Annotated in this window: 27 protein-coding genes, 1 pseudogene and 1 riboswitch; of the genes and pseudogenes, 22 read left to right on the forward strand and 6 right to left on the reverse strand. The window is 70.8% G+C overall.

The window, feature by feature from the left end; all coding sequences use genetic code 11:
• Positions 1-25 precede the first annotated feature (25 nt).
• From ACYVIP_RS22580 to ACYVIP_RS22665, 18 genes and pseudogenes are all read left to right on the forward strand, one after another.
• A complete protein-coding gene (locus ACYVIP_RS22580) occupies positions 26-1,726 on the forward strand; it encodes an AMP-binding protein (RefSeq protein ID WP_460399455.1) in 1,701 nt (566 codons plus the stop codon).
• A gap of 163 nt (positions 1,727-1,889) precedes the next feature.
• Positions 1,890-2,636: a class I SAM-dependent methyltransferase gene (locus tag ACYVIP_RS22585; protein ID WP_460399457.1), complete on the forward strand. Its 747-nt coding sequence runs from the start codon at positions 1,890-1,892 to the stop codon at positions 2,634-2,636.
• Between the two features lie 33 nt (positions 2,637-2,669).
• Positions 2,670-3,278 carry a CDP-alcohol phosphatidyltransferase family protein gene (locus ACYVIP_RS22590; protein WP_460399459.1) on the forward strand — a complete coding sequence of 203 codons (609 nt, stop codon included), beginning with the start codon at positions 2,670-2,672 and terminating at the stop codon, positions 3,276-3,278.
• Between the two features lie 41 nt (positions 3,279-3,319).
• On the forward strand, positions 3,320-3,700 hold the full coding sequence (gene gcvH, locus ACYVIP_RS22595) for a glycine cleavage system protein GcvH (RefSeq protein ID WP_460399461.1): 381 nt from the start codon (positions 3,320-3,322) through the stop codon (positions 3,698-3,700).
• A 91-nt stretch (positions 3,701-3,791) separates the two neighbouring features.
• Positions 3,792-4,238 (forward strand): glycogen accumulation regulator GarA, encoded by a 447-nt coding sequence (garA, locus tag ACYVIP_RS22600; protein WP_460399463.1) that lies wholly within the window; start codon positions 3,792-3,794, stop codon positions 4,236-4,238.
• A gap of 28 nt (positions 4,239-4,266) precedes the next feature.
• Positions 4,267-5,004: a transcriptional regulator FtsR gene (gene ftsR / locus ACYVIP_RS22605; RefSeq protein WP_460399465.1), complete on the forward strand. Its 738-nt coding sequence runs from the start codon at positions 4,267-4,269 to the stop codon at positions 5,002-5,004.
• Positions 5,005-5,174: 170 nt separating this feature from the next.
• On the forward strand, positions 5,175-5,648 hold the full coding sequence (locus ACYVIP_RS22610; RefSeq protein WP_075127943.1) for a bifunctional nuclease family protein: 474 nt from the start codon (positions 5,175-5,177) through the stop codon (positions 5,646-5,648).
• A gap of 180 nt (positions 5,649-5,828) precedes the next feature.
• Positions 5,829-6,395, forward strand: coding sequence for a MerR family transcriptional regulator (locus ACYVIP_RS22615; RefSeq protein ID WP_460399468.1), 567 nt, complete (start codon positions 5,829-5,831; stop codon positions 6,393-6,395).
• Positions 6,396-6,439: 44 nt separating this feature from the next.
• Positions 6,440-6,541: riboswitch (glycine riboswitch) on the forward strand.
• A 145-nt stretch (positions 6,542-6,686) separates the two neighbouring features.
• A complete protein-coding gene (gcvP, locus tag ACYVIP_RS22620; protein ID WP_460399470.1) occupies positions 6,687-9,551 on the forward strand; it encodes an aminomethyl-transferring glycine dehydrogenase in 2,865 nt (954 codons plus the stop codon).
• Positions 9,552-9,597: 46 nt separating this feature from the next.
• Positions 9,598-10,143: an AAA family ATPase gene (locus ACYVIP_RS22625; RefSeq protein WP_460399472.1), complete on the forward strand. Its 546-nt coding sequence runs from the start codon at positions 9,598-9,600 to the stop codon at positions 10,141-10,143.
• A gap of 60 nt (positions 10,144-10,203) precedes the next feature.
• Complete coding sequence (locus tag ACYVIP_RS22630; protein WP_460399474.1) at positions 10,204-10,779, forward strand: DUF4143 domain-containing protein; 576 nt, start codon at positions 10,204-10,206, stop codon at positions 10,777-10,779.
• Positions 10,740-10,913 (forward strand): annotated as a pseudogene (locus ACYVIP_RS22635) (Scr1 family TA system antitoxin-like transcriptional regulator); the annotation flags it as partial. The gene ACYVIP_RS22630 and the pseudogene ACYVIP_RS22635, both read left to right, overlap by 40 nt.
• Positions 10,914-10,977: 64 nt before the next feature.
• Positions 10,978-11,130 carry a hypothetical protein gene (locus ACYVIP_RS22640; RefSeq protein ID WP_460399676.1) on the forward strand — a complete coding sequence of 51 codons (153 nt, stop codon included), beginning with the start codon at positions 10,978-10,980 and terminating at the stop codon, positions 11,128-11,130.
• Complete coding sequence (locus ACYVIP_RS22645) at positions 11,106-11,288, forward strand: DUF397 domain-containing protein (RefSeq protein ID WP_460399678.1); 183 nt, start codon at positions 11,106-11,108, stop codon at positions 11,286-11,288. The genes ACYVIP_RS22640 and ACYVIP_RS22645 overlap by 25 nt, the downstream gene beginning before the upstream one ends.
• Positions 11,289-11,393: 105 nt before the next feature.
• Positions 11,394-11,786 carry a hypothetical protein gene (locus ACYVIP_RS22650; RefSeq protein ID WP_460399476.1) on the forward strand — a complete coding sequence of 131 codons (393 nt, stop codon included), beginning with the start codon at positions 11,394-11,396 and terminating at the stop codon, positions 11,784-11,786.
• Entirely contained in the window at positions 11,787-12,419 is a 633-nt protein-coding gene (locus ACYVIP_RS22655) for a DUF3558 domain-containing protein (protein WP_460399478.1), read from the forward strand.
• On the forward strand, positions 12,419-13,657 hold the full coding sequence (locus ACYVIP_RS22660; RefSeq protein WP_460399480.1) for a hypothetical protein: 1,239 nt from the start codon (positions 12,419-12,421) through the stop codon (positions 13,655-13,657). The genes ACYVIP_RS22655 and ACYVIP_RS22660 overlap by 1 nt, the downstream gene beginning before the upstream one ends.
• Positions 13,658-13,672: 15 nt before the next feature.
• A complete protein-coding gene (locus ACYVIP_RS22665; protein WP_460399482.1) occupies positions 13,673-14,437 on the forward strand; it encodes an ESX secretion-associated protein EspG in 765 nt (254 codons plus the stop codon).
• Here ACYVIP_RS22665 and ACYVIP_RS22670 read toward each other — a convergent pair.
• From ACYVIP_RS22670 to ACYVIP_RS22695, 6 genes are all read right to left on the reverse strand, one after another.
• Complete coding sequence (locus ACYVIP_RS22670; protein ID WP_460399484.1) at positions 14,424-14,903, reverse strand: SecDF P1 head subdomain-containing protein; 480 nt, start codon at positions 14,901-14,903, stop codon at positions 14,424-14,426. The genes ACYVIP_RS22665 and ACYVIP_RS22670 overlap by 14 nt on opposite strands.
• A gap of 2 nt (positions 14,904-14,905) precedes the next feature.
• Positions 14,906-15,715: a 3-methyladenine DNA glycosylase gene (locus ACYVIP_RS22675; RefSeq protein ID WP_460399486.1), complete on the reverse strand. Its 810-nt coding sequence runs from the start codon at positions 15,713-15,715 to the stop codon at positions 14,906-14,908.
• A gap of 89 nt (positions 15,716-15,804) precedes the next feature.
• Positions 15,805-16,854: a hemolysin family protein gene (locus ACYVIP_RS22680; protein WP_460399488.1), complete on the reverse strand. Its 1,050-nt coding sequence runs from the start codon at positions 16,852-16,854 to the stop codon at positions 15,805-15,807.
• Positions 16,851-18,179, reverse strand: coding sequence for a hemolysin family protein (locus ACYVIP_RS22685; protein WP_460399491.1), 1,329 nt, complete (start codon positions 18,177-18,179; stop codon positions 16,851-16,853). Before ACYVIP_RS22685 ends, ACYVIP_RS22680 begins: the two co-directional genes overlap by 4 nt.
• A gap of 55 nt (positions 18,180-18,234) precedes the next feature.
• On the reverse strand, positions 18,235-18,801 hold the full coding sequence (locus ACYVIP_RS22690; protein WP_460399493.1) for a TIGR03086 family metal-binding protein: 567 nt from the start codon (positions 18,799-18,801) through the stop codon (positions 18,235-18,237).
• 15 nt (positions 18,802-18,816) lie between these two features.
• Complete coding sequence (locus ACYVIP_RS22695; RefSeq protein WP_460399495.1) at positions 18,817-19,392, reverse strand: TetR/AcrR family transcriptional regulator; 576 nt, start codon at positions 19,390-19,392, stop codon at positions 18,817-18,819.
• Positions 19,393-19,531: 139 nt separating this feature from the next.
• Here ACYVIP_RS22695 and ACYVIP_RS22700 point away from each other — a divergent pair, with 139 nt between their 5' ends.
• The 4 genes from ACYVIP_RS22700 to egtD are packed head-to-tail and all read left to right on the forward strand — an operon-like array spanning position 19,532 to position 23,822.
• Complete coding sequence (locus ACYVIP_RS22700; RefSeq protein WP_460399497.1) at positions 19,532-20,755, forward strand: glutamate-cysteine ligase family protein; 1,224 nt, start codon at positions 19,532-19,534, stop codon at positions 20,753-20,755.
• Positions 20,752-22,077 carry an ergothioneine biosynthesis protein EgtB gene (gene egtB, locus ACYVIP_RS22705; RefSeq protein ID WP_460399499.1) on the forward strand — a complete coding sequence of 442 codons (1,326 nt, stop codon included), beginning with the start codon at positions 20,752-20,754 and terminating at the stop codon, positions 22,075-22,077. Before ACYVIP_RS22700 ends, egtB begins: the two co-directional genes overlap by 4 nt.
• Positions 22,078-22,851, forward strand: a complete 774-nt coding sequence (gene egtC, locus ACYVIP_RS22710) for an ergothioneine biosynthesis protein EgtC (protein WP_460399501.1) — start codon at positions 22,078-22,080, stop codon at positions 22,849-22,851. It begins immediately after the preceding gene.
• Positions 22,848-23,822 carry an L-histidine N(alpha)-methyltransferase gene (gene egtD / locus ACYVIP_RS22715; RefSeq protein ID WP_460399503.1) on the forward strand — a complete coding sequence of 325 codons (975 nt, stop codon included), beginning with the start codon at positions 22,848-22,850 and terminating at the stop codon, positions 23,820-23,822. Before egtC ends, egtD begins: the two co-directional genes overlap by 4 nt.
• The last annotated feature ends 7 nt before the right edge of the window (positions 23,823-23,829 follow it).

Below are 23,829 nucleotides of genomic sequence, written 5' to 3' on the forward strand. Positions count from 1 at the left end.
ACGCTCCCAAGGAGGCGAGTGCAGGTTGACCAGCGCGTTCGACACATTCGGTGCGGCAAGGGACTATCTGCTCGAACACCGCGAGGACTACCACCGGGCGGCCGCCGAGTTCGACTGGCCGGCGCTGACCGAGTTCAACTGGGCCCTCGACTGGTTCGACCAGATCGCCGCCAGGGAGCCGACCGCGAGCCGCCCCGCGCTGTGGATCGTCGAGGAGGACGGGACCGAGGAGCGCTGGACCTTCGCCGAGCTGTCCGCGCGCTCCAACCAGGTCGCGAACTGGTTGCGGGCCAACGGTGTCCGCCGCGGCGACCGGCTGATCCTGATGCTGGGCAACCAGGGCGAGCTGTGGCAGACGATCCTGGCCGCGATGAAGCTCGGCGTGGTCCTGATCCCCGCGTCCACCCTGCTCGGCGCGGCCGACCTGCGTGACCGGGTCGACCGGGGCCGCGCCGCGCACGTGGTCGTGCGCGCCGAGGACGCGCCGAAGTTCGCCGACGTGCCGGGGTCCTACACCAGGATCGCGGTCGGCGCGCCGGTCGAGGGCTGGCTCTCCTTCGCCGACGCGGCGGGTGCGGGCGCCGAGTTCACCCCGGACGGCACCACCTCGGCCACCGACACCCTGTTGCTCTACTTCACCTCCGGCACCACCGCGCGGCCCAAGCTGGTGGAGCACACGCACGTCTCCTACCCGGTCGGCCATCTGTCCACCATGTACTGGATCGGCCTCGAACCAGGCGACGTGCACCTCAACATCTCCTCGCCTGGCTGGGCGAAGCACGCGTGGAGCAACGTGTTCGCGCCGTGGAACGCCGAGGCGACGGTCTTCATCGTCAACTACACCCGCTTCGCCGCCACCACCCTGATGTCCCAGATGGACCGGTGCGGCGTGACGTCGTTCTGCGCGCCGCCGACGGTCTGGCGGATGCTGATCCAGGCCGACCTCAGCCAGCTGCGCACCCCGCCGGCGAAGGTCGTCGGCGCGGGGGAGCCGCTCAACCCCGAGGTGATCGAGCAGGTCTCCAGGGCGTGGAACGTCACGATCCGGGACGGGTTCGGGCAGACCGAGACCTCCGTTCTGGTGGCCAACACCCCCGGCCAGCCGGTGCGGCCGGGCTCGATGGGCCGCGCGCTGCCGGGGTTCGGCATCGCGCTGGTCGACGCGAACGGCGTGCCGGGCGGCGAAGGGGAGATCTGCGTCGACCTCGAGCACCGGCCGGTCGGCCTGATGGTCGGCTACGCCGACGACGATGACCGCACCGCCGAGGTCATGCGCGACGGCTTCTACCACACCGGCGACGTCGGCTCCCGGGACGAGGACGGCTACATCACCTACGTCGGCCGCGCCGACGACGTGTTCAAGGCATCGGACTACCGGATCTCCCCGTTCGAGCTGGAGAGCGTCCTGATCGAGCACGAGGCGGTGGCCGAGGCCGCCGTGGTGCCATCGCCGGACCCGATCCGCCTCGCCGTGCCGAAGGCCTACGTGGCGCTGGCCGCCGGGCACCGCCCCGACGCCGACACCGCCCGCTCGATCCTGGCCTTCGCCAGGGAGCACCTGGCCCCGTACAAGCGGGTCCGCCGCCTGGAGTTCGCCGACCTGCCGAAGACGATCTCCGGCAAGATCCGCCGGGTCGAGCTGCGCGGCCGCGAGCACGAGGTGCACGCCGACCCGGCCGCCACGGTGCAGGGCGAGTACCGCGACGAGGACTTCGACCTGCGCTGACCCGCGAGTCCAACGCTCCTGACATGTCCGGAGCGTCGGACTCGCGTGCCGGGAGGGTTGGACTCGCGGGTTGGGCCGAACGACTTGTGTGTGGGGTGCGGGTGTAGCGGCTGGGGGCCCTCGGCGATGCATTCGGTGAGGGGGCGGTGGTGGGAGGCCGGGGATGGCTTCGACGGCGGTTGGCGGGGCGGTACCTGATGCGCGGCGGCAGGACTGGCCGCCGCTGCCGGAGTTGGCCCACCGGCCGTTACACCGGGCGATGCTGGGCGCGCTCGGCTCGGTCCGTGGGGCTCGGCTGCTCGACGTCGGCTGCGGCGTCGGGCTGCTGCTGTGTCTGGCGGAGAGCCGGGGCGCGCGGGTCTCCGGCGTCGACACCGCCGGCGAGCTGCTGGAGATCGCCCGGTGGGCGCTGCCGGACGCGGACCTGCGGGTCGGCGACCCCCGGGCGTTGCCCTTCGCCGACGACGCCTTCGACGTGGCGACCGCCGGGAGTTGGGCGGAGGTCGCCGAGTTGGTCCGGGTGGTACGGCCGGGAGGCAGGCTGGTCGTCGGCGGCCGGGCGCGGCCGGCCGACGGCTGGGCCAGGGAGTTCGGCGCCCGGCTGGGGCTCGTCCCGGGCACCGACCAGGGCCAGGGCGCCGGGCCGGCCGCCGGGCTGCGCGCGGCGGGCCTGAACGTGCTGGCCACCGGCGAGGTCGGCTGCCGGACGGCGTATCCGACCGTGGCCGCCGCGTGGGGCGCGGTGCTGGGCAGTGAGCGGGTGTTGGTGGCCATCCGGGTCGCGGGCGAGCGCGCGGTGCGGGACGCGTTCGCCTCGACGGTGGCCGGATCGGTCGAGCAGGACGGCTCGGTCCAGCTGGGCGGGGCGGTCCGCTACGCGGTCGCCGCGGTGCCAGGTCATCGCCGGTGACCGGGCCGCTGAGCCGGCGGATAGGGTCAGCCCATGGTCGAGAGTGTCCGGCCGGCCGAGGCCGAGGAACTGCCTGACCGGCTGTTCACCATCCCCAACCTGCTGAGCGTCATCCGGCTCGCGGGTGTGCCGGTGTTCCTGTGGCTGCTGCTCGGGCCGCAGGCCGACGGCTGGGCGCTGGCAATCCTCGTCTTCAGCGGCATCTCCGACTGGGCCGACGGCAAGATCGCCCGCTGGCTCAACCAGACCAGCAAGCTCGGCGCGCTGCTCGACCCGGCCGCCGACCGGCTCTACACCTTCGCCACGGTCATCGCGTTCGTGGTGCGCGACATCGTCCCCTGGTGGATCGCGGCGATCCTGGTCGGCCGCGACCTCATGGTCGCCATCTGCATCTGGGTACTCGACCGCGGCGGCTTCTCCCCGCCGGAGGTCACCTACATCGGCAAGGCGGCCACCTTCAACCTGATGTACGCGATGCCGCTGCTGCTGCTCGCCCAGGGCGGCTCCACCGCGGCCACGCTCGCCCGCCCGGTCGCCTACGCCTTCGCCATCTGGGGCGGCGCGCTGTTCGTCTGGTCGGGTCTGCTCTACCTCGTCCAGACACGCGCCGCGCTGCGGCCGGCCGGCCAGCCGGCCATCTAAACTGCCGCCGACACATCGCGTCGATCGTGGAGGACGGGCCTGTGACCCCGGAGGACCGCAAGTACACCGAGGAACACGAGTGGCTGGCCGGCGAGGCCAAGACCGTGCGCGTCGGGATCACCGACTACGCCCAGCAGCAGCTCGGTGACGTGGTGTTCGTCGAGTTGCCCGAGGTCGGCCGCACGGTCAGCGCGGGCGACCCGGTCGGCGAGGTCGAGTCGACCAAGAGCGTCTCGGAGATCTACGCGCCGGTCACCGGCGAGGTCAGCGCCGTGAACACCGCACTCGACGAGTCGCCGGAGCTGATCAACAGCGATCCGTACGGCGACGGCTGGATCCTCGAGCTGACCGTCGCCGACACCTCGGCGCTCGACTCGCTGCTCGACGCGCAGGCATACCAGGCGCTCACCGAGAAGGACTGATCGGCTCCAGGGGGAGTCACCGTCTGGCCTGCTGATCGCGCACGGTACGTTGGCACAGGTAGAAGTCAGCACCAGCAGGAGGAGAGCTCAGGTGAGCACCAACGACGGGCCCGGCGTCCCGCCGGAGCAGTCTCCGGAGCGGACTTCCGTCTTCCGGGCAGACTTCCTCGCCGAGCCGGAGCAGGCAGGCCCCCCCGCGGAACCAGCGGTGGCCGGGGTCGACGCGTTGCCGGCCGGATCAGCGCTCCTGGTGGTCAAGCGTGGACCCAACGCGGGTTCCCGCTTCCTCCTCGACCGGGACACCACCAGCGCCGGCCGGCATCCGGACAGCGACATCTTCCTCGACGACGTCACGGTTTCCCGCCGGCACGCGGAGTTCCGCCGCGAGGGCGGCGAGTTCGTGGTCATCGACGTCGGCAGCCTGAACGGCACCTACGTCAACCGGGAGCCGGTCGACCAGGCCGTGCTCGCTGGCGGCGACGAAGTACAGATCGGCAAGTTCCGCCTGGTCTTCCTCACCGGTCAGGACCCCTCGTAGTCACGGCACGAGTTTCGCGGGGGCAGGTGTGACGGCTGCCGGGCGGCCACGCGGCGAGCAGACGAGTGCCGGCCTGAGCATCGGTGTGGTGCTCAGCCGGCTCCGTTCCGACTTTCCGGACGTCACCATCTCCAAGATCCGGTTCCTGGAGGCGGAAGGGCTGATCCGGCCGGCGCGGGCGGCGTCCGGCTACCGCCAGTTCACCGAGGTTGACATGGCGCGGCTGCGGTTCGTGCTGTCGGCACAGCGCGATCACTACCTTCCGCTGAAGGTGATCAAGGAGCAGCTCGATGCCGCGGATCGTGGGGAGTCCGACCACCAACTGTCCCGGCCGGCGTTGATGTCGGTACCGCAGGACGGTTTGCCAGGCGCCGAGCAGTTCGTCGACGGGCCGGTGCGCCGGCTCACCCAGGAGGAACTGCTCGACCAGGCTGGCATTGACGCCGCGACGCTACGGGAACTGGAGCAGTACGGACTGGTCCGTTCGGGCGCGGCCGGGTTCTACGACTCGGAATCCGCTCAGATCGCGCGCATGGCCAAGGCACTGGGCGGCTACGGCATCGAACCGCGCCACCTGCGGGCGTTCCGCGCGTCGGCCGACCGCGAGGTCGGGCTCCTCGAACAGATCGTCACCCCGATGCTGCGCCACCAGGACAGCGAGGCGCGACGCAGGGCCGACGAGGCGACCCGCGAGCTCGCGGCGTTGTCGGTCGGGCTGCACACCCTGCTCGTGAAGGCCGGGTTGCGCCGGATTTCCAGCAGGTAAGGTGAAGTAGGGCCGGCGGCCTGATTACCCGCTGTTCTCGCATCGTGACGTGGATCGCTGCGACAGAACACGAGCATCGGAACCGGATGGCGGGTAGCGTCGAGGCCAGCGATGAGCGATCCTCGAACGATAGGGTGTCCTCGCTGAGCGAGCGAAGGGAGGCGAACCCGATGAGCGAGATGCGCGTCGTGGGCGTGCGGGTGGAACTACCCGCCAACCAACCGATCTTGTTGCTGCGCGAGACCGACGGCGAGCGTTACCTCCCGATCTGGATCGGCTCGGTGGAGGCCACCGCGATAGCCCTGGAGCAGCAGGGCGTTCGACCGGCCCGACCGCTGACCCACGACCTGCTCAAAGACGTGATCGGCGCGCTCGGCCGAGAGCTCGAGCAGGTGCGGATCACCGATCTGCGGGAAGGCACCTTCTTCGCCGAGCTGGTGTTCGACGGCGACGTGCGCGTGTCGGCCAGGCCAAGCGACTCGGTCGCGCTGGCGCTGCGTATCGGTGTGCCCATCCACGCCGAGGACTCCGTCCTGCAGGAGGCCGGGTTGATCATCCCGGACGAGCAGGAGGACGAGGTCGAGAAGTTCCGCGAGTTCCTCGACTCGGTCTCGCCCGAGGACTTCCGCGGCGCCGACACCTGAGCCGCCCCTCCCCGTCGATGATCTCGCCGCGGTCGCGGCTAGGCCATGCGGAGGTTTGCCCCCGCTTGTCCGCGCGTCGCGTTGACCGCCAACCGCGCCCGACTTACCGTCGAGTCGAGCGAATCGCGCGGGTGTCATCCGCTGTCGTGACTCGCGGGTGGCTGGAGAGCGGAGGCAGGCGTGGTCGAGGAAGGTCCCGTCGAGGCCGTGACCGGTGAGCAGGGAGAGCTGTTTCCTGACGAGACGGCGCCCGACGAGCTCGTCGGCTACCGTGGCGCGGCCGCGTGTCAGATCGCCGGCATCACCTACCGTCAGCTCGACTACTGGGCACGGACCGGCCTGGTCGGGCCGAGTATCCGCAGCGCCCAGGGGTCTGGCTCGCAGCGGCTGTACTCGTTCAAGGACATCCTGGTACTGAAAGTGGTCAAGCGACTACTGGACACCGGGGTCTCGTTGCAGAACATCCGGGTCGCGGTCGACCACTTGCGCCGCCGGGGCGTGCGGGACCTGGCCAGGATCACCTTGTTCAGCGACGGCACGACGGTCTACGAGTGCACCTCACCCGAGGAGATCGTCGACCTGTTGCAGGGCGGCCAGGGCGTGTTCGGCATTGCCGTCTCCGGCGCCATGCAGGAGATCAACGGCACGATCCACGAGTTCCCGGCCGAGCGCGCCGACGGCGTGGTCATCGAGCCGCGCACCGAGGACGAGCTGACCGCGCGGCGCAACGCACGCAACGCCGGCTGACGCGATTCTCCACCGGCACCGGGTAAGCTCGCCCGGGTAGTCGTAGATCCCGCGCGGGAGAGTCCGGCACGGCCGATGGGCCGGGTCGGCGCCGAAGGAGCAAATCCTCCCCGGAACCTCTCAGGCACCCGAACCGCACGGGAGAGACGCCTCTGGAAAGTGGGTGGCAGCCCCACCCCGCCGAAGGTGCAAGTCCGCCAGGACGAAGCTCTCAGGCGCACGTCGGCGTGCGGGGACAGAGGGGGAGGGTAGTTTCGCTCTGCCCACCTCACACCGGAGGCGTCGACAATCATGGACCGCATCCCGCTCGCCGCCCTCGAAGACGGCGTGCAGTTCGCCGACCGGCACATCGGACCCCGCCCGGCCGAGCTGGCCGCGATGCTCGAGGTGATCGGCGTCGGCTCGCTGGACGAGCTGGTGGACCAGGCGGTGCCGGACTCGATCCGGGACACCGGCGAGCTCGACCTGCCGCCCGCGGTGCCCGAGCACGTCTCGCTGGCCGAGCTGCGCGCGCTGGCCGGGCGCAACGAGGTGCACACCCAGATGATCGGCCTCGGCTACTACGGCACGCTGACCCCGCCGGTGATCCGCCGCAACGTGCTGGAGAGCCCCGCCTGGTACACCGCGTACACGCCGTACCAGCCGGAGATCTCCCAGGGCAGGCTCGAGGCGCTGCTGAACTTCCAGACGATGGTCGCCGACCTGACCGGCATGGAGCTGGCCAACGCGTCCATGCTCGACGAGTCGACCGCGGCCGCCGAGGCGATGACCCTGGTCCGCCGGGTCGGCAAGGCGCGGTCGGCGCGCTTCCTGGTCGACGCGGACACCTTCCCGCAGACCATCGCGGTGATCGAGACCAGGGCGGAGCCGCTTGGCATCGAGGTCGAGGTGGTCGACCTGTCGGCCGGCCTGCCCGACGGTGACTTCTTCGGCGTGCTGCTGTCCTACCCGGGCGCCTCCGGCGCGGTGCGCGACCACACCGAGCTGGTGGCGGCCGCGCACGAGCGGGGCGCTCAGGTCGTGGTGGCCGCCGACATCCTCGCGCTGACCCTGCTGCGCCCGCCCGGCGAGATCGGCGTGGACGTGGTGGCCGGCAGCACCCAGCGCTTCGGCGTGCCGATGGGCTTCGGCGGGCCGCACGCGGGCTACCTCGCGGTCCGCAAGGGCCTGGAGCGCCAGCTGCCAGGCAGGCTGGTCGGCGTGAGCGTGGACGCGGACGGCAACCGCGCCTACCGGCTCGCGCTGCAGACCCGTGAGCAGCACATCCGCCGGGAGAAGGCGACCAGCAACATCTGCACCGCGCAGGTGCTGCTGGCGATCGTGGCGTCGATGTACGCGGTCTACCACGGCCAGGACGGCCTGCGGATGATCGGTACCAGGACCCATCGGATGGCCGCGGTGCTCGCCGCCGGGCTGCGCGCCGGAGGTGTCCAGGTCGGGCACGAGCACTTCTTCGACACGATCACCGTGGCGGTCCCCGGCCGGGCCGACGAGGTGGTGGCCAACGCCCGCGACCGCGGCATCAACCTCCGCCTGGTCGACGCCGATCATGTCGGCGTCGCCTGCGACGAGACCACCACCCGCGAGCACCTGAAGAAGCTGTGGGCGTCGTTCGGGGTCACCGGTGACGTCGACGCGCTGGACACCGTGACCGCCGACGCGTTCCCGGCGGCGCTGGCGCGGACCTCGCCGTACCTGACCCATCCGGTGTTCTCGACGCACCGCTCGGAGACCGCGCTGCTGCGCTACCTGCGCGCGCTGTCGGACAAGGACGTCGCGCTCGACCGGAGCATGATCCCGCTCGGGTCGTGCACCATGAAGCTCAACGCCACCGCGGAGATGGAGCCGATCACCTGGCCGGCCTTCGCCGAGCTGCACCCGTTCGCCCCGGTGGCCGACGCGGCCGGGATCCTGCGCGTGGTGTCCGATCTGGAGGGTTGGCTGGCCACGCTCACCGGTTACGACGCGGTGAGCCTGCAGCCCAACGCCGGCAGCCAGGGCGAGTTCGCCGGCCTGCTGGCGATCCGCGCCTACCACCGCGACCGCGGCGAGGCCGCGCGCAACGTCTGCCTGATTCCCGCCAGCGCGCACGGCACCAACGCCGCGAGCGCCGCGATGGCCGGCATGCGGGTGGTCGTGGTTCGCTGTGACGACAACGGAAACGTCGACCTGGGCCACCTGCGGTCCACTGTGGACGAACACCGCGCGGACCTGGCGTGCATCATGATCACCTACCCGTCGACGCACGGGGTCTACGAGGACACCGTGCGCGAGGTGTGCGCGCTGGTGCACGACGCCGGCGGTCAGGTCTATGTGGACGGTGCGAACCTGAACGCGCTGATCGGTCTCGCCAGGTTCGGCAAGTTCGGCGCGGACGTGTCCCACCTGAACCTGCACAAGACTTTCTGCATCCCGCACGGCGGCGGCGGTCCCGGGGTTGGCCCGATCGGCGTCCGGGAGCACCTGGCGCCGTTCCTGCCCAACCACCCGCTGCAGCCGACGGCCGGTCCGGCGACCGGTGTCGGCCCGATCAGCGCGGCACCGTGGGGCAGCGCGTCGATCCTGCCGATCTCGTGGGCCTACGTGCGGATGATGGGCGCGGCCGGCCTCAAGCGGGCCACGATGACCGCGGTGGCCACGGCGAACTACGTCGCGGCGCGGTTGGCCAAGCACTTCCCGGTGCTCTACACCGGTGCGCACGACCGGGTGGCGCACGAGTGCATCCTGGACCTGCGCGGCATCACCAAGGCCACCGGCGTGACGGTCGACGACGTGGCCAAGCGCCTGGCCGACTACGGCCTGCACGCGCCGACGATGTCGTTCCCGGTGGCCGGCACCCTGATGGTGGAGCCAACCGAGAGCGAGGACCTGGCGGAGCTGGATCGCTTCTGTGACGCCATGATCGCCATCCGGCGGGAGATCGACCGGGTCGCGGCCGGCGACTGGCCGGCCGAGGACAACCCCCTGCGCAACGCGCCACACACCGCGGAGTCGATCGCCGGCAAGTGGGAGCACGCGTACAGCCGGGAGGAGGCCGTCTACCCGACCGGCGCGGCCGGCCCGAAGGTGTGGCCCCCGGTCCGCCGGATCGACGGCGCGCAGGGCGACCGCAACCTGGTGTGCTCCTGCCCGCCCATCGAGGCCTACCAGTCCTGACCGTCCAGCTGCCCATTGAGCGTGTTCCTGTGGAACACCGGGCGGCATGCCCGAGCCCTTCGCGCTGCTCCCACGACGTGCCGAACCGCTGGTCGCCGAGGCGCTCGAGGACACGCGGGTGGTATTCGTCAACGGCGCGCGCCAGGTCGGCAAGAGCACGCTGACCAGGCTCGCGACCGGGCGCCGGCCGGCGGTGGTCCGTCTCCTCGACGACCCGCCCACGCTGCGGGCCGCCAAGGACGACCCGACCGGGTTCGTCGAGCACGACCGCCTCATGCTCATCGACGAGATCCAGCTGGTCCCGGAACTGCTCGCGCCGATCAAGGTCGCCGTCGACCTGGATCCGATCCCCGGCCGCTACCTGCTGACCGGCTCATCCCGGATCCTCCCAGGGAGAGTTGCACGGCGGTCCGGACGGGTTCGTGGACGCCGCTTTCCGGCACGGTCCCGGGTATCGACCATTCATCCGACCTGCGCCGCTGCGACTATCTGGAGCGGCTCCGCGCCGTCGAACCGCTTTTCTGGACTCCTACCTGTCGACCCTGATCGAACGCGACGTCCTGGAACTGACCAATATCGAGCGCCGAGGTGATTTGCTCAAGCTGATCGCCCTGCTCGCCGGTCTTTCCGGTATTCCGCGAACCTGGCGGCGGTGTTTCTCATCAAGAGCATTCCCGCCTGGTCGTCCGGACAGACGCGCCGGGCTGTCGGTACGCCAAAACTCGCGTTCGTGGATACCGGAATCGCCTGCCATCTCATCGGCCAGGATCCGGCACGGCTGGGTGAGCCCGGCGGCGCCGCCGGACCGATGATGGAGAACTTCGTCGTCATGGAACTGGCCCGCCAACTCACCTGGTCGACAGAACGCGCGCGGTTGTACCACTACCGCACCAAGGACAAGCAGGAAGTCGACGCGGTCATCGAGACTCCCGATGGCAGGGTCATCGGGGGTCGAGGTCAAGGCGGGCGCGACGGTAGGCACCGAAGACCTGGCCGGTCTGCGCAATCTGACCAAGCTCCTCGGCGATCGGTTCGTCGTCGGGCTATGTGCTCTACACCGGCCAGCAAACGCTTCCGTTCGGCGAGAAACTCAGGGCCGTGCCGGTGGACGCGCTGTGGCGGTTGGCTCCGTAACCAGGTGTCGGCAGGCAGAGCACTCGCCGGTCACGGCTGTCGGGTCGTTAGGTGGTGCTGGATTCCGAGGAGCCGTCGTGGTTGTGGGCAGTGATCGACGAGCAGGTGCTGCGCCGCGAGATCGGTGGTCCCGAGCTGATGGCGGCGCAACTGGCGAAGCTGGTCGAGTTCGCCCTGCGGCCGCGCGTCACCATCCAGGTGGTCTCCGCCGCCTGTGCGCGCACTGCGCTGGCCGGTGCTTTCGTCCTTGTGGAGGTTGGCCCGGCAGCCGGCGGTGGCGTGTTTGGACAGCGTGCTGGACGGCCAGACAGTGCAGGACCCGGCCGTGGTGGAGACGGTGGCGGTAGTGTTCGACACGATCCGGACAGACGCGTTCTCCGGCGGCGAGTCCCTGGAACTCATCGAGGAAGGTGTGCGGCAATGGAAGCAACGGATCATGTCGTGACCTGGCGCAAGTCCAGCCGCAGCGCGGGTAACGGCAGCGCCTGTGTGGAGATCGGCCGGACAGTCGCGGCGGTCCTGGTGCGGGACACCAAGAACCGGCCCGGTGGCACCCTGGCGTTCGCTCAGGGCACCTGGAGCCGATTCCTCAACACCCGCTGAGCCCGTTCTCCAGTGGCCACACCCCACGTTTAGCGTTCCGGCGGTGGTCGGCTGGTCACTTAAGGTAAGGTCGGGCGAGTCTGAGTCTCTGGGGAGGGATTCGTCGTGGCAGGTGATGGTGGGCCGAGCCCTTTGGGGCAGGCCGGGTATGCCTACGAGGGTAGTGGCGGTGGCGGCGCGGGTGGCCGGTACGTATTCGCCAGCCTGGAGGAGTTCGACGGCATCATCACCGAGTGGGAAGCTCTCGTTGTCCGAATCAAGCTCAGAGGCGAGAAGCTTGCTCGAGCGATCGGGATGATCGAGCCGCCTGCTGTGGACCTAATGAGTCGGTGGCAGGCGGCGGCCGCTGTCTGGTCGCTGGAGCAGGCGGAAGCGCATCGTCTGGCGATGGAGATCTACGCCTCCGAATATGTGGAGAAGTTGCGTGCGGCCAGGGCGGAGTACGCGACGACTGAGGCGGAGAATGTTGCTGCGATTCGTCGTGTTGGTGGGGAGTGAGTGGTCGAATTGCGTGTGCTGACCAAGGCGGCGATCCTCTTTGTTCTGCTCGTGATGGTGGCTGGTTGTACGTCGGAGCGACCTGGGACAGCGGTTGGCGTCGACGAGTCTGGGACGGCGACGTCGGAGGCGTCGGCTGAGGAGGAGACATATGGTGCGCCTCGGGTGTCTGATGCGTTGGACGTTGACAGATTTGTGAAACAGCCGTGTTTGGTGCTGACGCAGGCGCAGTTGACGGAGTTTCGCGTTGTGAAGCCGGGTGTGTCGGACACCGACAGTGAGATCGCGAAGCACTCTGGTCCTGGATGCCACTGGGAGAGGGAAGATGTGCAGCCGTCGGCCAGCATCATTGGCATGAGTTTCCTGGTGGGAAACAAGAATGGATTGTCCGACACGTATCGGGGGCGGAGTCGGTTCGATTTCTTCGAGGAGACCACGGTTGATGGTTTTCCGGCGGTGTTCAACGATCTCAGTGATGGTCGCGAGAATGGAAACTGCAATATCACTGTGGGGATTTCGGACACGCTCACGTTCCGCGCTCGTGAGGGGGGCGGACCGCACGGGCAGATCGTGTGCGACCGGACCAAGCAGTTGGCTTCGGCGATTCTCGACACGTTGAAGGCGGGTGCGTGATGTTTCTGACCGGTCAGAAGATCTACGAGAACTTCACCGAGGGCATCGGGCCGGGTGGTCTGTCGGGTAGTGCGGCGATGGTGCGGGAGTTGGCCACCGAGTACCTGGAAGAGGGCAAAGCCGTTCGGCAGCTGCTGGTGAAGATGGAGTCGGTGTGGGAGGGGGACGCGGCGGGCGTGGCCCGGCGTGGCGCTGGGCCGTTGGCGATCGAGCACGAGTTGGCCGAGCCACACATGGCCACCGCGCAGGATCTGAACGGTCGGCAGGCCGGGTCGTTCGTCGACGCGCGGAACGCGGTGGTGCCGGTGCCGCCGGAGCCGGGTTCGCTGGACCCGTGGGCGGCGTTCACCTCACTCGACGGTGCCTTGACCTACCGCCAGCAGGTGATCGACCACAACACGGCCAGCCAACACAACGTGGACGTGATGCGGGGCTACGCCGATGCCGCCGCCCACAACACCGTCAACATGCCGCAGACGTACGGGGGCCTGGCCAACGATCAGGCGGGGATCGCGGTCGCACCCGGCCCTTCGGACACCGGCAGTGACAGCGGCGGTGGGTCGGCGGGCGGCGACGGATCGCGGGCCGGTGAGTTGGGTGTTGCCGAGCGGTACCGCGAGACCGGGTCGACGGGTGCCTCGCCCGGTGCCGGTGATCGCTCGCCGAACACCGGCGGCGCGGCGCCGGTGGACGGTCAACAATCGCCGCAGGAGACCACCCCTGGCGGGTTCACGTCGCCGGCCGGGCCGGCCGTACCGACCCCGGTGGGGATGGGCGGTGGCCTCGCGTCCAGTCCGCCGCCGGGCAATGGACCGGTGCTGGCGGGTGGTGGGTTTGTCCCGGTCGGCGGTGGACCAGGCGGCGGCCCAGGTAGTGGCCAGGGTGGCGGGTTCGGCGGGCGGGGGACCGGCGGTCCTGGCCTCGGGTCCGAGACGCGCGGTCCGGGCGGCCGTGGCGGTGAACCGCACGGTCGGGTCGGTGCGAACCAGCCGTCGGTCGTGCAGCCGAACGCGGCCGGGCGTGCTGGCGCCGGCGGTGCGGCCGGGCGTGCTGGCGGCATCGGCGGGATGCCGTTGGCCGGGGGCGGTCGTGGTCAGGGCGCCGAGGACGCCGAACGGCGGACGCCAACCTATCTGCAGGAGGACGATCCGGAGGCGGTGTTCGGCACCGACGAGGCCACCGCGCCGCAGGTGATCGGCGAGGACTCGGACCTGCCGGAGTACTTCAGTGCTCGCTGACCGGAGAGTGGCCTGATGGTGTTGCCGGGCCCGGCGCGGCTCTCGGCGCGCTCGTTGGCGTGGTTGCTGGAGGTCGAGCAACTCGGGGAGCCGCATGCGGTGCTGGAGCCCGCCGCGGTCTGGCGGCCGCCGACGGCGGCGGACGAGGCGCGGCGGGCCGCTCGCGCTGAGATCGCCGCGCTCGGCTGGTATGACCGGTCCCACCAGCTGGCGGCCGAGGTGGCCGTCGCGCTGACGAGGCTGTGCCGGGGCGAGTCGGAGTTCTTCGGCTGGATCACCCGGGACCGGACCACGATCGGCGTGTTGGCCACCGGGTTCGGCCGGCACGGACTGCTGGCGATCCGCGACGGCGATTCGGTGTGGCTCAGGCACGTCGGTCGCGGTGCCCTGGCGGAGAGTCTGGTCGCGCAGACGCCGGATGTGGCGGCTGGCCTGGGAAAACCGGTGACCGTGTCGCGGGCGGAGTTGCGCGGCCCGGCACGCCGCCGGCAGATCACCGAGGCCGTGACCAAGGTCAGCCCGGCCAGTTCGGCGGCCAGGCAGGTCCGTCGACTCATGAGCCTGCCACAGACCGGGGCGGGGGAGCTGTACGCGGCGGCGCGTGACGAGGTCGGCCGGTACCGGATCAGTGCGCCGGTGCGCTACGCCGACACCCAACACGGCCGGTACCTCAACCTGTCCACCGGACCGGACCAGGTGCTGGTGGCGCCGGCCCGGCCGGCGGATCTGGTCGCTCGGCTGACCGGGTTCAAGGACGAGCGGGCCTTCAGCGGCCGGTGATCTTGTGCAGGAGCGCCTCGGCCTCCGACTTGGTGTACGAACCGGAAATGCTGACCTCCCGGCCGGGGATGGCCTGTTGGATCACCGGCGCGGACACGATCTCGTCGTCGACGATCATCGCCACCTGTTCGCCGGTGTGCTCCTCGGTCCAGCGGGAGAACACCTTCCCGTCGTCCTCGGTCAGTGTGATCGCCAGGCCCCAGGTGGTCTGTTGCAACTGTGCGGTGGCCTGCTCCAGCCGGGTGATCGTCAGGAACGGCTCCTCGACGTGCAGCGTCGTCCCGTCCGGGTCGGGCAGTTCGGTCGTGCCGGGGCCAGCCGTCGGCGCGACCCTGGCCAGTTCGATGGGCGCGGACAGGTCGGCCGCTCCGGTCGGTGGCTCGGTGCGCTCCGACGCGCCGCCGACGCGCTCCGAGCAACCGGCCAGCACGAACAGGACGACCAGTAAACCGCAGAGCCGCCGCACGCTCATCCTCCCGCGAGAAGTCCGTTGCACAATGAGATCAACCGTTCGCGCAGTGGTGCCGCGCGCTCGGTGAAGGCCGCCTGCCGGCGCACGTACTCGGCTCGCCCCTCGGCCGTCTCGATCTCCACCGGAGCGTAGCCGAGTTCGCTGAGGTCATAGGGGCTTGCGCACATGTCCAGCACCCGGATGTCGAGCGCCAGCTCGAAACAGTCGGCCACCAGGTCCGACGGCGCGTACGGGTCGAGCTTGTAGGCCCACCGGTACAGGTCCATGCCGGCGTGCAGGCAGCCCGGCTGCTCGGTGGCCACCTGGTCCGCGCGGGTCAGCTGCACGGCGTTCAGCGGCCGCGCCGAGGGCGTGAAGAACCGGAACGCGTCGAAGTGCGTGCATCGCACCGGAAGTGACTCCACCACCTGGTCGGTCCGCGCCGCGCCGAGCCGCAGTGGCCAGCCGGCGTGGCGCACGGCCTGCGCCTGGTAGACCATCGCCCACTCGTGCAGTCCGAAACAGCCGAACCTCGGCGCCCGCGCGGCCGTCGCGGACAGCAGCGTGTGCACGAACCGGACCGTCTCCGCGCGCGCCTCCGGTAACGGTCCCAGCGTCACCCCGTCGGGCACCGCGCGGTAGGCGGGCCACCGTAAGTACGCCCGCGCCGCCTGCCCGGTGAGCACCACACCCGGCCCGGGATGCCAGCGCAACAGCTTCGACGGCCGGTGTGAGTAGTAGCTGAACAGGAAGTCCAACACCGGATGCGCGGTCCCGGCCGACCGCCGCTCCCGCAACGGATCCGTCCACACCCGTACCCGCCGCACATGCGCGTCCCTGCTGGCCTCCCAACCGCAGCGAAGGGTCCCTTCGCTGCGGCCAGTGCAGTGAAGGGACCCTTCGCTGCGTTGCGCGCTCATGTTGTCGGGTCCCGGTGGGTGGCGTCGCGGACGGTGCCCACGTATTCCTCGACGAGGTCCTCCAGGGCCACGATGCCCAGGACCGTGCGGTCGGGGGAGACGGCTTTGGCCACGTGGCTGCGTGCGCGGCGTAGGGCGGCCAGGGCCTCGTCGAGGCGGGAGTCCGCCGGGACCTCGGGCAGGCCGCGTACGCGATGGGTCGGTACCGGGGTCGACGGGTCGTCGTCGACCTGGTCGAGCACGTCCTTCACGTGCAGGTACCCGTTGAGCCGCCCGTCGGGCATGCGCACCGGATAGCGGGAGAACCCGGTCCGCACCACCGCGGCCTCGATGTCCCCGACCGTCGGCGGATACGGCACGGTCTCCACCCGCGCCAGTGGCACCAGCACGTCGGCCACGACCCGCTCGGCCGAGTGCAGCGTGTTGGTCAGCCGCCGGTGCTCGGCCTGGTCGAGCAGCCCCTCCCGGCGCGAGTCCGCGATCAGGGTGGCCAGCTCGTCGGGCGTGTGCGCGCTCTCGATCTCGTCCCTCGGCACGACCTTGAACAGCCGCAGCACCGCGTTGGACGTCGCGTTCAGCAACGAGATCACCGGGCGGATCATCTTGATCCACACCACCAGCGCCGGGGTCAGGATGACCGCCGTGCGCTCGGGCGCGGCGATGGCGATGTTCTTGGTGACCATCTCACCGAGCACGATGTGCAGGATCGACACGATCAGCAGCGCGATCGCGAACGCGACCGGATGCAGCACGGCCGCCGGCAGCCCGAGCGGATGCAGCAGGAACTCCAGGAACCGCGCCACCGTCGGCTCGCCGAGCGCGCCGAGGCCGATCGTGCACAGCGTGATCCCCAACTGCGCGCCGGCCATCATCAGCGACGTGTGCTCCGCGGCCGCCATGACCTTCCGCGCCCGCTCGGTGCCGCTCTCCGCCAGCGCCTCCAGCCGGTCGCGCCGCGCGCTGACCAACGCGAACTCCGCACCGACGAAGAAGGCGTTCGCGGCGAGCAACACCACCGCCACCAGTACCGCGACCCCACCGGTCATGAGGGGATCACCGCCTCGGGGATTTTGGCTACTCTCAGTTCGGCCACCCGGTGGCGGTCCATGCGCATCACGGTGATGCGCCAGCCGTCGACCCGGACCTCGTCGTTGACCTCCGGGATCCGGCCGAGCCGGGCGAGTACCAGGCCGGCGAGGGTCTCGTAGTCGCCATCCGGCATCCGGAAACCGGTCGCCTCGGCCAGCTCGTCGTCGCGCAGCAGGCCGGAGACCATCCAGCTGTCCCGGCCGAGCGGGCGCACCGGGTTGACCTCGCCCCGGTCGTGCTCGTCACGTACGTCGCCGACGATCTCCTCGACCAGGTCCTCCAGGGTGACCATGCCCGCGGTGCCGCCGTACTCGTCGACCACCATCGCCAGCTGCAGTCCCGCGCTGCGCAACCGGTCGAGCAGGGTGTCGCCGTCCAGACTCTCCGGCACGGTCTGCACCGGGCGCATCAACCCGCTGATCCGCGTCCCCGCCCGCCGCGATCCCGGCACGTTGAACGCCTCCTTGACATGCACCACGCCCCGCACGTCGTCCAGATCACCGTCGTGCACCGGGAAGCGGGAGCGGCCGGTCCGGCGGGCCGCCTCGATCAGGTCGGGCACGGTCGCGTCCGTTGGCAACGACTCCACCTGCACCCGCGGGGTCATCAGCTCCCCGGCGGTCCGCTCGCCGAAGCGCAGTGACCGGTTCAGCAGCGTGGCCGTGCCGGGGTCGATGGTGCCGTGCTCGGCGCTGCTGCGCACCAGTGAGCCGAGCTCCTGGGGCGACCGCGCGGAGGCCAGCTCGTCGGCCGGCTCCACGCCGAGCCGGCGCACCAGCCAGTTCGCCCAGGCGTTGAGCAGCGCGATGAACCAGCGCAGGACCGAGGAGAACCGCACCTGCCACCCGGCGACCATCCGCGCGGTGGGCAACGGCCGGGCGATGGCCAGGTTCTTGGGCACCAGCTCGCCGAACAGCATGGAGATCACGTTGGCCAGCAGCAGCGCCACGCCCAGCGAGATCGGGGTCGCCGCCGAGGCCGGCACCGACAGCGCGGACAGCACCGGGGAGATCCAGCCGGCGATGATCGGCTCGGCGAGGTAGCCCATGGTCAGCGTGGTGATCGTGATACCGACCTGCGCGCCGGAGAGCTGGAAGGACAGCGTCCGGTGGGCCCGGCTGACCTGCCTGGCCCTGGCGTCGCCGACCCGTTCGAGGTGGTTGGCGACCTGGCTGGGTTCCAGCGCGGTCAGCGAGAACTCGGCCGCGACGAAGATCGCGGTGCCGAAGGTCAACGCGAGGACCGCCAGTACCCCGAGGGCCTCAAGCAGCACGTCGGTCATCGAGGGTCAGGTCACTCCTCGCGGATCAGGTCTGGTCGCCGGCAGTCTAGCCCCGCTACCTGGGCCGACGTCCCAGCATGGCGATCAGCTCGCGCTGCGGGTCGGCGGGCGACCCGGGATCGACCGGCTCGGCGAACAGGCCGCTGCCCTGCCAGGCGGCGGCTCTCGGCTCGATGTAGCCGAGCAGCATGCCGGCCAGCTCGTCGCCCATGCCGGCGTCCATGTCCAGCGCGGTCGCCAGGTCCCAGCCGTGCACGGCCAGGTCGATGGTCATCTGCCAGCAGTACTCGCGCCCGTCGGTGTCGCCGAAGCTCAGGTGCACGTCCCGGTCCAGCGTGCCCGGCGCCAGCCAGGCGGCCCGCGCGGCCTGGGACGCGGTGGTCCAGGTGGCGACCGGGTCGTGGCCGAGCACGTCGCCGTCGTAGGCGTCGCCGATCGCCTCGACGGTGCGCCCGGCCAGCAGCTCCGGCACCCACAGCTGTTCGCTGACGATGTGGTTGGTCAGCGCCCGGACGTCCCAGTCGGCGCACGGGGTCGGGGAGCGCCAGTCGCGGTCGCCGACCTTGTGCACCGCACGGTCGAACACGTCCATGGCCCGGCCGTGGGCGTCGAGGAGATCCATGTCTACAGGATGCCCCTAGGCGCCGGGGGCCGCGCGCCGCACCGACGACTCGACCAGGTCCAGCACCGGCTCGAGGTCGTCGGCCGGCAGGCCCATCGCCAGGTGCGACACCAGCCCTTCCAACACCAGCTCGAGGTAGGCGGTGAGCACGCCGACATCGATGTCGTCACGCAGGTTGCCGGCCTCGCGCTGGCGCAGCAGCCGCTGGCGGGTGGCCTCGGTGAGCCGCTCGGACCGCTCGGCCCAGCGGGCGCGGAACTCCGGGTCGGTGCGCAGCCGCCGTGACAGCTCGAGCCTGCTGCCGAGCCACTCCGCGCCGTCCTTGGTGGCCAGCAGGTCGCGCATGACCTGGACCAGACCCTCGCGGGCGACGACGTCGGCCATCCGGTGCGCGTCGTCCTCGGCCAGCGCGAGGAACAGCGACTCCTTGTCCCGGAAATGGTGGAAGATCGCGCCGCGGGACAGGCCGGTAGCCTCTTCCAGCCGGCGTACGGTCGCGCCCTCGTAGCCGTAGCGGGCGAAGCACACCCTGGCGCCGTCGAGGATCTGCTGGCGACGCGCTTCGAGATGGTCCTGGCTGACCCGTGGCATCCGATGATCGTGTCAGCAGCGGGGCCATCATGCAATCCGTACGTACGTCTTGTGGCGGCACCGTGGCGCCTTCCACTCGTCACGAAATTGTCGGTGCTCGCGGGTACCGTCGAAATCGAACGAGATGGGAGGCGCCATCGTGACCGCTTTGTCCAACAGACACGGAAACGCGCGAATCGTGGAGTCGGCTCGCCGACGGCTGCGTGACCGCGTGGAGGCCGAGGCCTACGTCGCATCGGTCTGCTTCAAGCACGGACCGCCGAAACTACTCGGCGTCGAGCTGGAATGGATCGTGCACCACGCCGACGATCCCCGGCGGCCACTCGACGCGGGCCTGCTGACCGCCGTGCTGGGGCCCTACGCCCCGCGCACCTTGCACAACGAAAGTCCAGAGCTTCCTCTTCCGGCCGGCTCGCCGTTGAGTCTCGAACCCGGCGGCCAGGTCGAGATCTCCACCCTTCCCCAGCCGTCGCTGCGCCAGGTGTTCGACGCGGTCGAGACCGACCTGGCGTTCCTCAACGACCTGCTGGCCACCGCGGGCCTGGTGCTCGGCGACCGCGCCACCGACCAGCACCGCAGGCCGAAACGCCTGCTGAACACCCCTCGCTACGCCGCGATGGAACAGGTGTTCGGGCCGATCGGCCCGCACGGCATCACGATGATGTGCGCGACCGCCGGTTTACAGGTGTGCCTGGATGTCGGCGAGTCCGACGACGTGGCCGCCCGGTACGCGGCGGTCTCCGCGCTGGGCCCGGTGCTGCTGGCGGCGTTCGCCAACTCGCCAGGCGACGGGTGGGCCTCGGCGCGGATGCGCGCGGTCCTGGGCACCGACCCGCCGCGCAGCGCACCGTCGCGGATCGTCGACGACCCGGCGGCGGACTGGGCGCGCCGGGTGCTCGACACGCCCGTGCTGTGCGTGCGCGACGACACCGACCACTGGGTCACCCCCGCCGGGATGAGCTTCGCCGACTGGGTGAACGGCGCCTGGCCGCAGGCGCCGACCACCGACGACCTCGACTACCACCTGTCGACGATGTTTCCCCCGGTTCGCCCACACGGATACCTGGAGGTGCGATACCTCGACGCGCAGCGTGGCGACAGTTGGCGGACGCCAGTCGCCCTGCTCACCGCGCTGCTGTCCACCCCGGGCACGGTCGACGCCGTGCTCGACGCCTGTCTGCCGGTCGGCGACCGGTGGCTGCCGGCGGCCAGGGAGGGCCTGGCCGACCGCGCGCTGGCCACTGCGGCCGCCGAGGTGCTCGACCTCGGCGCGCGCGCTCTGCCCGGCATGGGCCTCGGCCACGACCTGACCGAGGCCCTGCTCGCCGACCTGGACCGCCTACCCCACAGGAGCACGCCATGACCACGGCCGATGCCGGCACCGAGGCGCTGCGCACGCGCCTGGCCGAACAACTCGACCGCGCCAGGGCCCGCAGCGTCGCGCTCACCGACGCGGTGGACGACGGCGACCTGGTGCGCCAGCACTCCAAGTTGATGTCGCCACTGGTGTGGGACCTCGCGCACATCGGCAACCAGGAAGAACTGTGGCTGGTGCGCGACGTCGGCGGCCGGGAGCCGGTCCGCTGCGACATCGACAACCTCTACGACGCCTTCCAACACCCGCGCGCCGACCGGCCCGCGCTGCCGCTGCTCTCGCCGACGGAGGCCAGGGGATACGTGCGGGAGGTGCGGGACAAGGTGTTCGACGTGCTCGAACGCAGCCCGCTGGAGGGTCGGCGGCTGGAGCACGACGGGTTCGCCTTCGGCATGATCGTCCAGCACGAGCAGCAGCACGACGAGACCATGCTGGCCACCCACCAACTGCGCACCGGGGCGCCGGTGCTGGCCGCGCCCGCCCCGCCGTCTGGCCGCCCGTTACCGGCCACCGAGGTGCTGATCCCGGCGGGCCCGTTCGCCATGGGCACCTCGGTCGAGCCGTGGGCGCTGGACAACGAGCGCCCGGCCCACGAGGTGCACGTCGACGCCTTCCACCTCGACACCGCGCCGGTCACCAACGCCGCCTACGCCGCGTTCGTCGACGCGGGCGGCTACGACGACCAGCGCTGGTGGTCGGAGCGGGGCTGGGCCTACCGGTGCTCGGCGAACCTGACCGCGCCGAGGTTCTGGTCGCGGGACGGGGATCGCTGGCTGCGCAACAGGTTCGGCGTGGTGGAGCCGATTCCGCCGGACGAGCCGGTGGTGCACGTGTCCTTCCACGAGGCGCACGCCTACGCCACCTGGGCGGGCCGCCGGCTGCCGACCGAGCCGGAATGGGAGAAGGCGGCCAGGTTCGATCCGGCCACCGGGCGGTCGCGGCGCTTCCCCTGGGGCGACGACGATCCCGGGCCAGAGCACGCCAACCTCGGCCAGCGGCACCTGTCGCCGGCGCCGGTCGGCGCGTACCCGGCCGGGGTGTCACCCGCCGGGGTGCACCAGCTGATCGGCGACGTCTGGGAGTGGCTGGACACCGACTTCCACCCCTACCCGGGGTTCGCGGCGTTCCCGTACCGGGAGTACTCGGAGGTGTTCTTCGGCGGCGACTACAAGATGCTGCGCGGCGGCTCCTTCGGCACCGACCCGGCGATCGGCCGGTCCACGTTCCGTAACTGGGATCACCCGATCCGGCGGCAGGTCTTCGCCGGGTTCCGGTGCGCCCGCGACGCGACCCCCGCCGAGACCGCCTGAATGTGCCGGCATCTGGCGTATCTCGGTTCACCGGTGCGGTTGGCCGAGTTGTTGCTGACGCCTGCCCATTCGCTGCTGGCGCAGTCCTGGGCGCCAAGGGACATGCGCGGCGGCGGCACGGTGAACGCCGACGGCTTCGGTGTCGGCTGGTACCCCGACGCCTCGGCGGAGCCGGTGCTGGTGCGCCGCGCGGTTCCCATGTGGACCGACAGCGCGCTGCCCCGGCTGGCCGCCGAGGTGTCCTCGGGCGCGGTGCTGGCCGCGGTCCGCTCGGCCACCGTCGGCATGCCGGTGGTGGAGACCGCGGCCGCGCCGTTCACCGCCGGGCGGTGGCTGTTCAGCCACAACGGGGTCGTGCGCGGGTGGCCGTCGTCGATGGTGCCGCTGGCGTCCACGTTGCCGGTGGAGTCGCTGCTGACCATGGACGCGCCGACCGACGCGGCGCTGCTGTGGGCGCTGGTGCGCCACCGGCTCGACCGCGGTGAGCAGCCGGCGGCCGCGGTCGCCTCGTTGGTGGCCGAGGTGGCGCGGGCCGCGCCCGGTTCCCGGCTGAACCTGTTGCTGACCGACGGCCACACGATCGTCGGCACGACCTGGACCCATGCCCTCTGGGTCGCCAGCACCCCCGGCGGGGTGGTGGTCGCCTCAGAGCCCTACGACCAGGACCCGTCCTGGCGGGAGATCCCCGACCAGCACCTGGTGGTAGTCAACAAGTCCACCGAGGAGTCCACAGTGGACTTCACGGTGGACATCACAGAGATCGGAGCCCCATGAGTGAGGTTGACCTCACCGTCCTGCTGACCTCGGACGACATCGCCCGCGGCCTGCGGTCCGACGCCAGAGCCGGCCTGACCGCGATGCCGAAGTCGCTGCCGCCCAAGTGGTTCTACGACGCCAGGGGCAGTGAGCTGTTCGAGCGGATCACCCGGCTGCCCGAGTACTACCCGACCGCGGCCGAGCGGGAGATCCTCGCCGCCGCGGCCGGCGAGATCGCGGCGCTGACCGGCGCCGCCACGCTGGTGGAGCTCGGCTCCGGCTCGTCGGAGAAGACCAGGCTGCTGCTGGACGCGTTGTCGGACAACGGGTGCCTGCGGGAGATCGTCACTCTCGACGTGTCCGAGACCGCGTTGCGGGAGGCCGCCGACCTGCTCGCCGCCGCCTACGACCCGGTGCGGGTGCACGGGATCGTCGGCGACTTCACCCAACACCTCGCGCTGCTCCCCGGCAGCGCGCCGCGCCTGGTCGCCTTCCTCGGCGGCACCGTCGGCAACCTGCTGCCCGCCGAACGCGCCAAGTTCCTGTCCGAACTGCGCGACACGCTCGACGACGGCGAGTGGCTGCTGCTGGGCACCGACCTGGTGAAGGACCCGGCGGTGCTGGTCAACGCCTACGACGACGCCGCCGGGGTGACCGGGGAGTTCAACCGCAACGTGCTGCACGTGCTGAACCGCGAACTGGCCGCGGACTTCGACGTGGCCGCGTTCGAGCACGTCGCACTGTGGAACGCCGAGCAGGCGTGGATCGAGATGCGGCTGCGGGCGCGGCGGGCGATGACGGTGCACCTGCCGGTGGTCGGCCTGACCGTGCCGTTCATCGAGGGCGAGGAGCTGCGGACGGAGACCTCGGCCAAGTTCAGCCGGGAGCGGGTGACCGCCGAACTGGCCGACGCCGGCTTCACCCTGCGCCACTGGTGGACCGACGAGCAGGCCCGCTTCGGGGTGTCCCTCGCGCGGGCCGGCGCGTGATCGCCGG

The organism is Actinophytocola sediminis, from assembly GCF_054779715.1.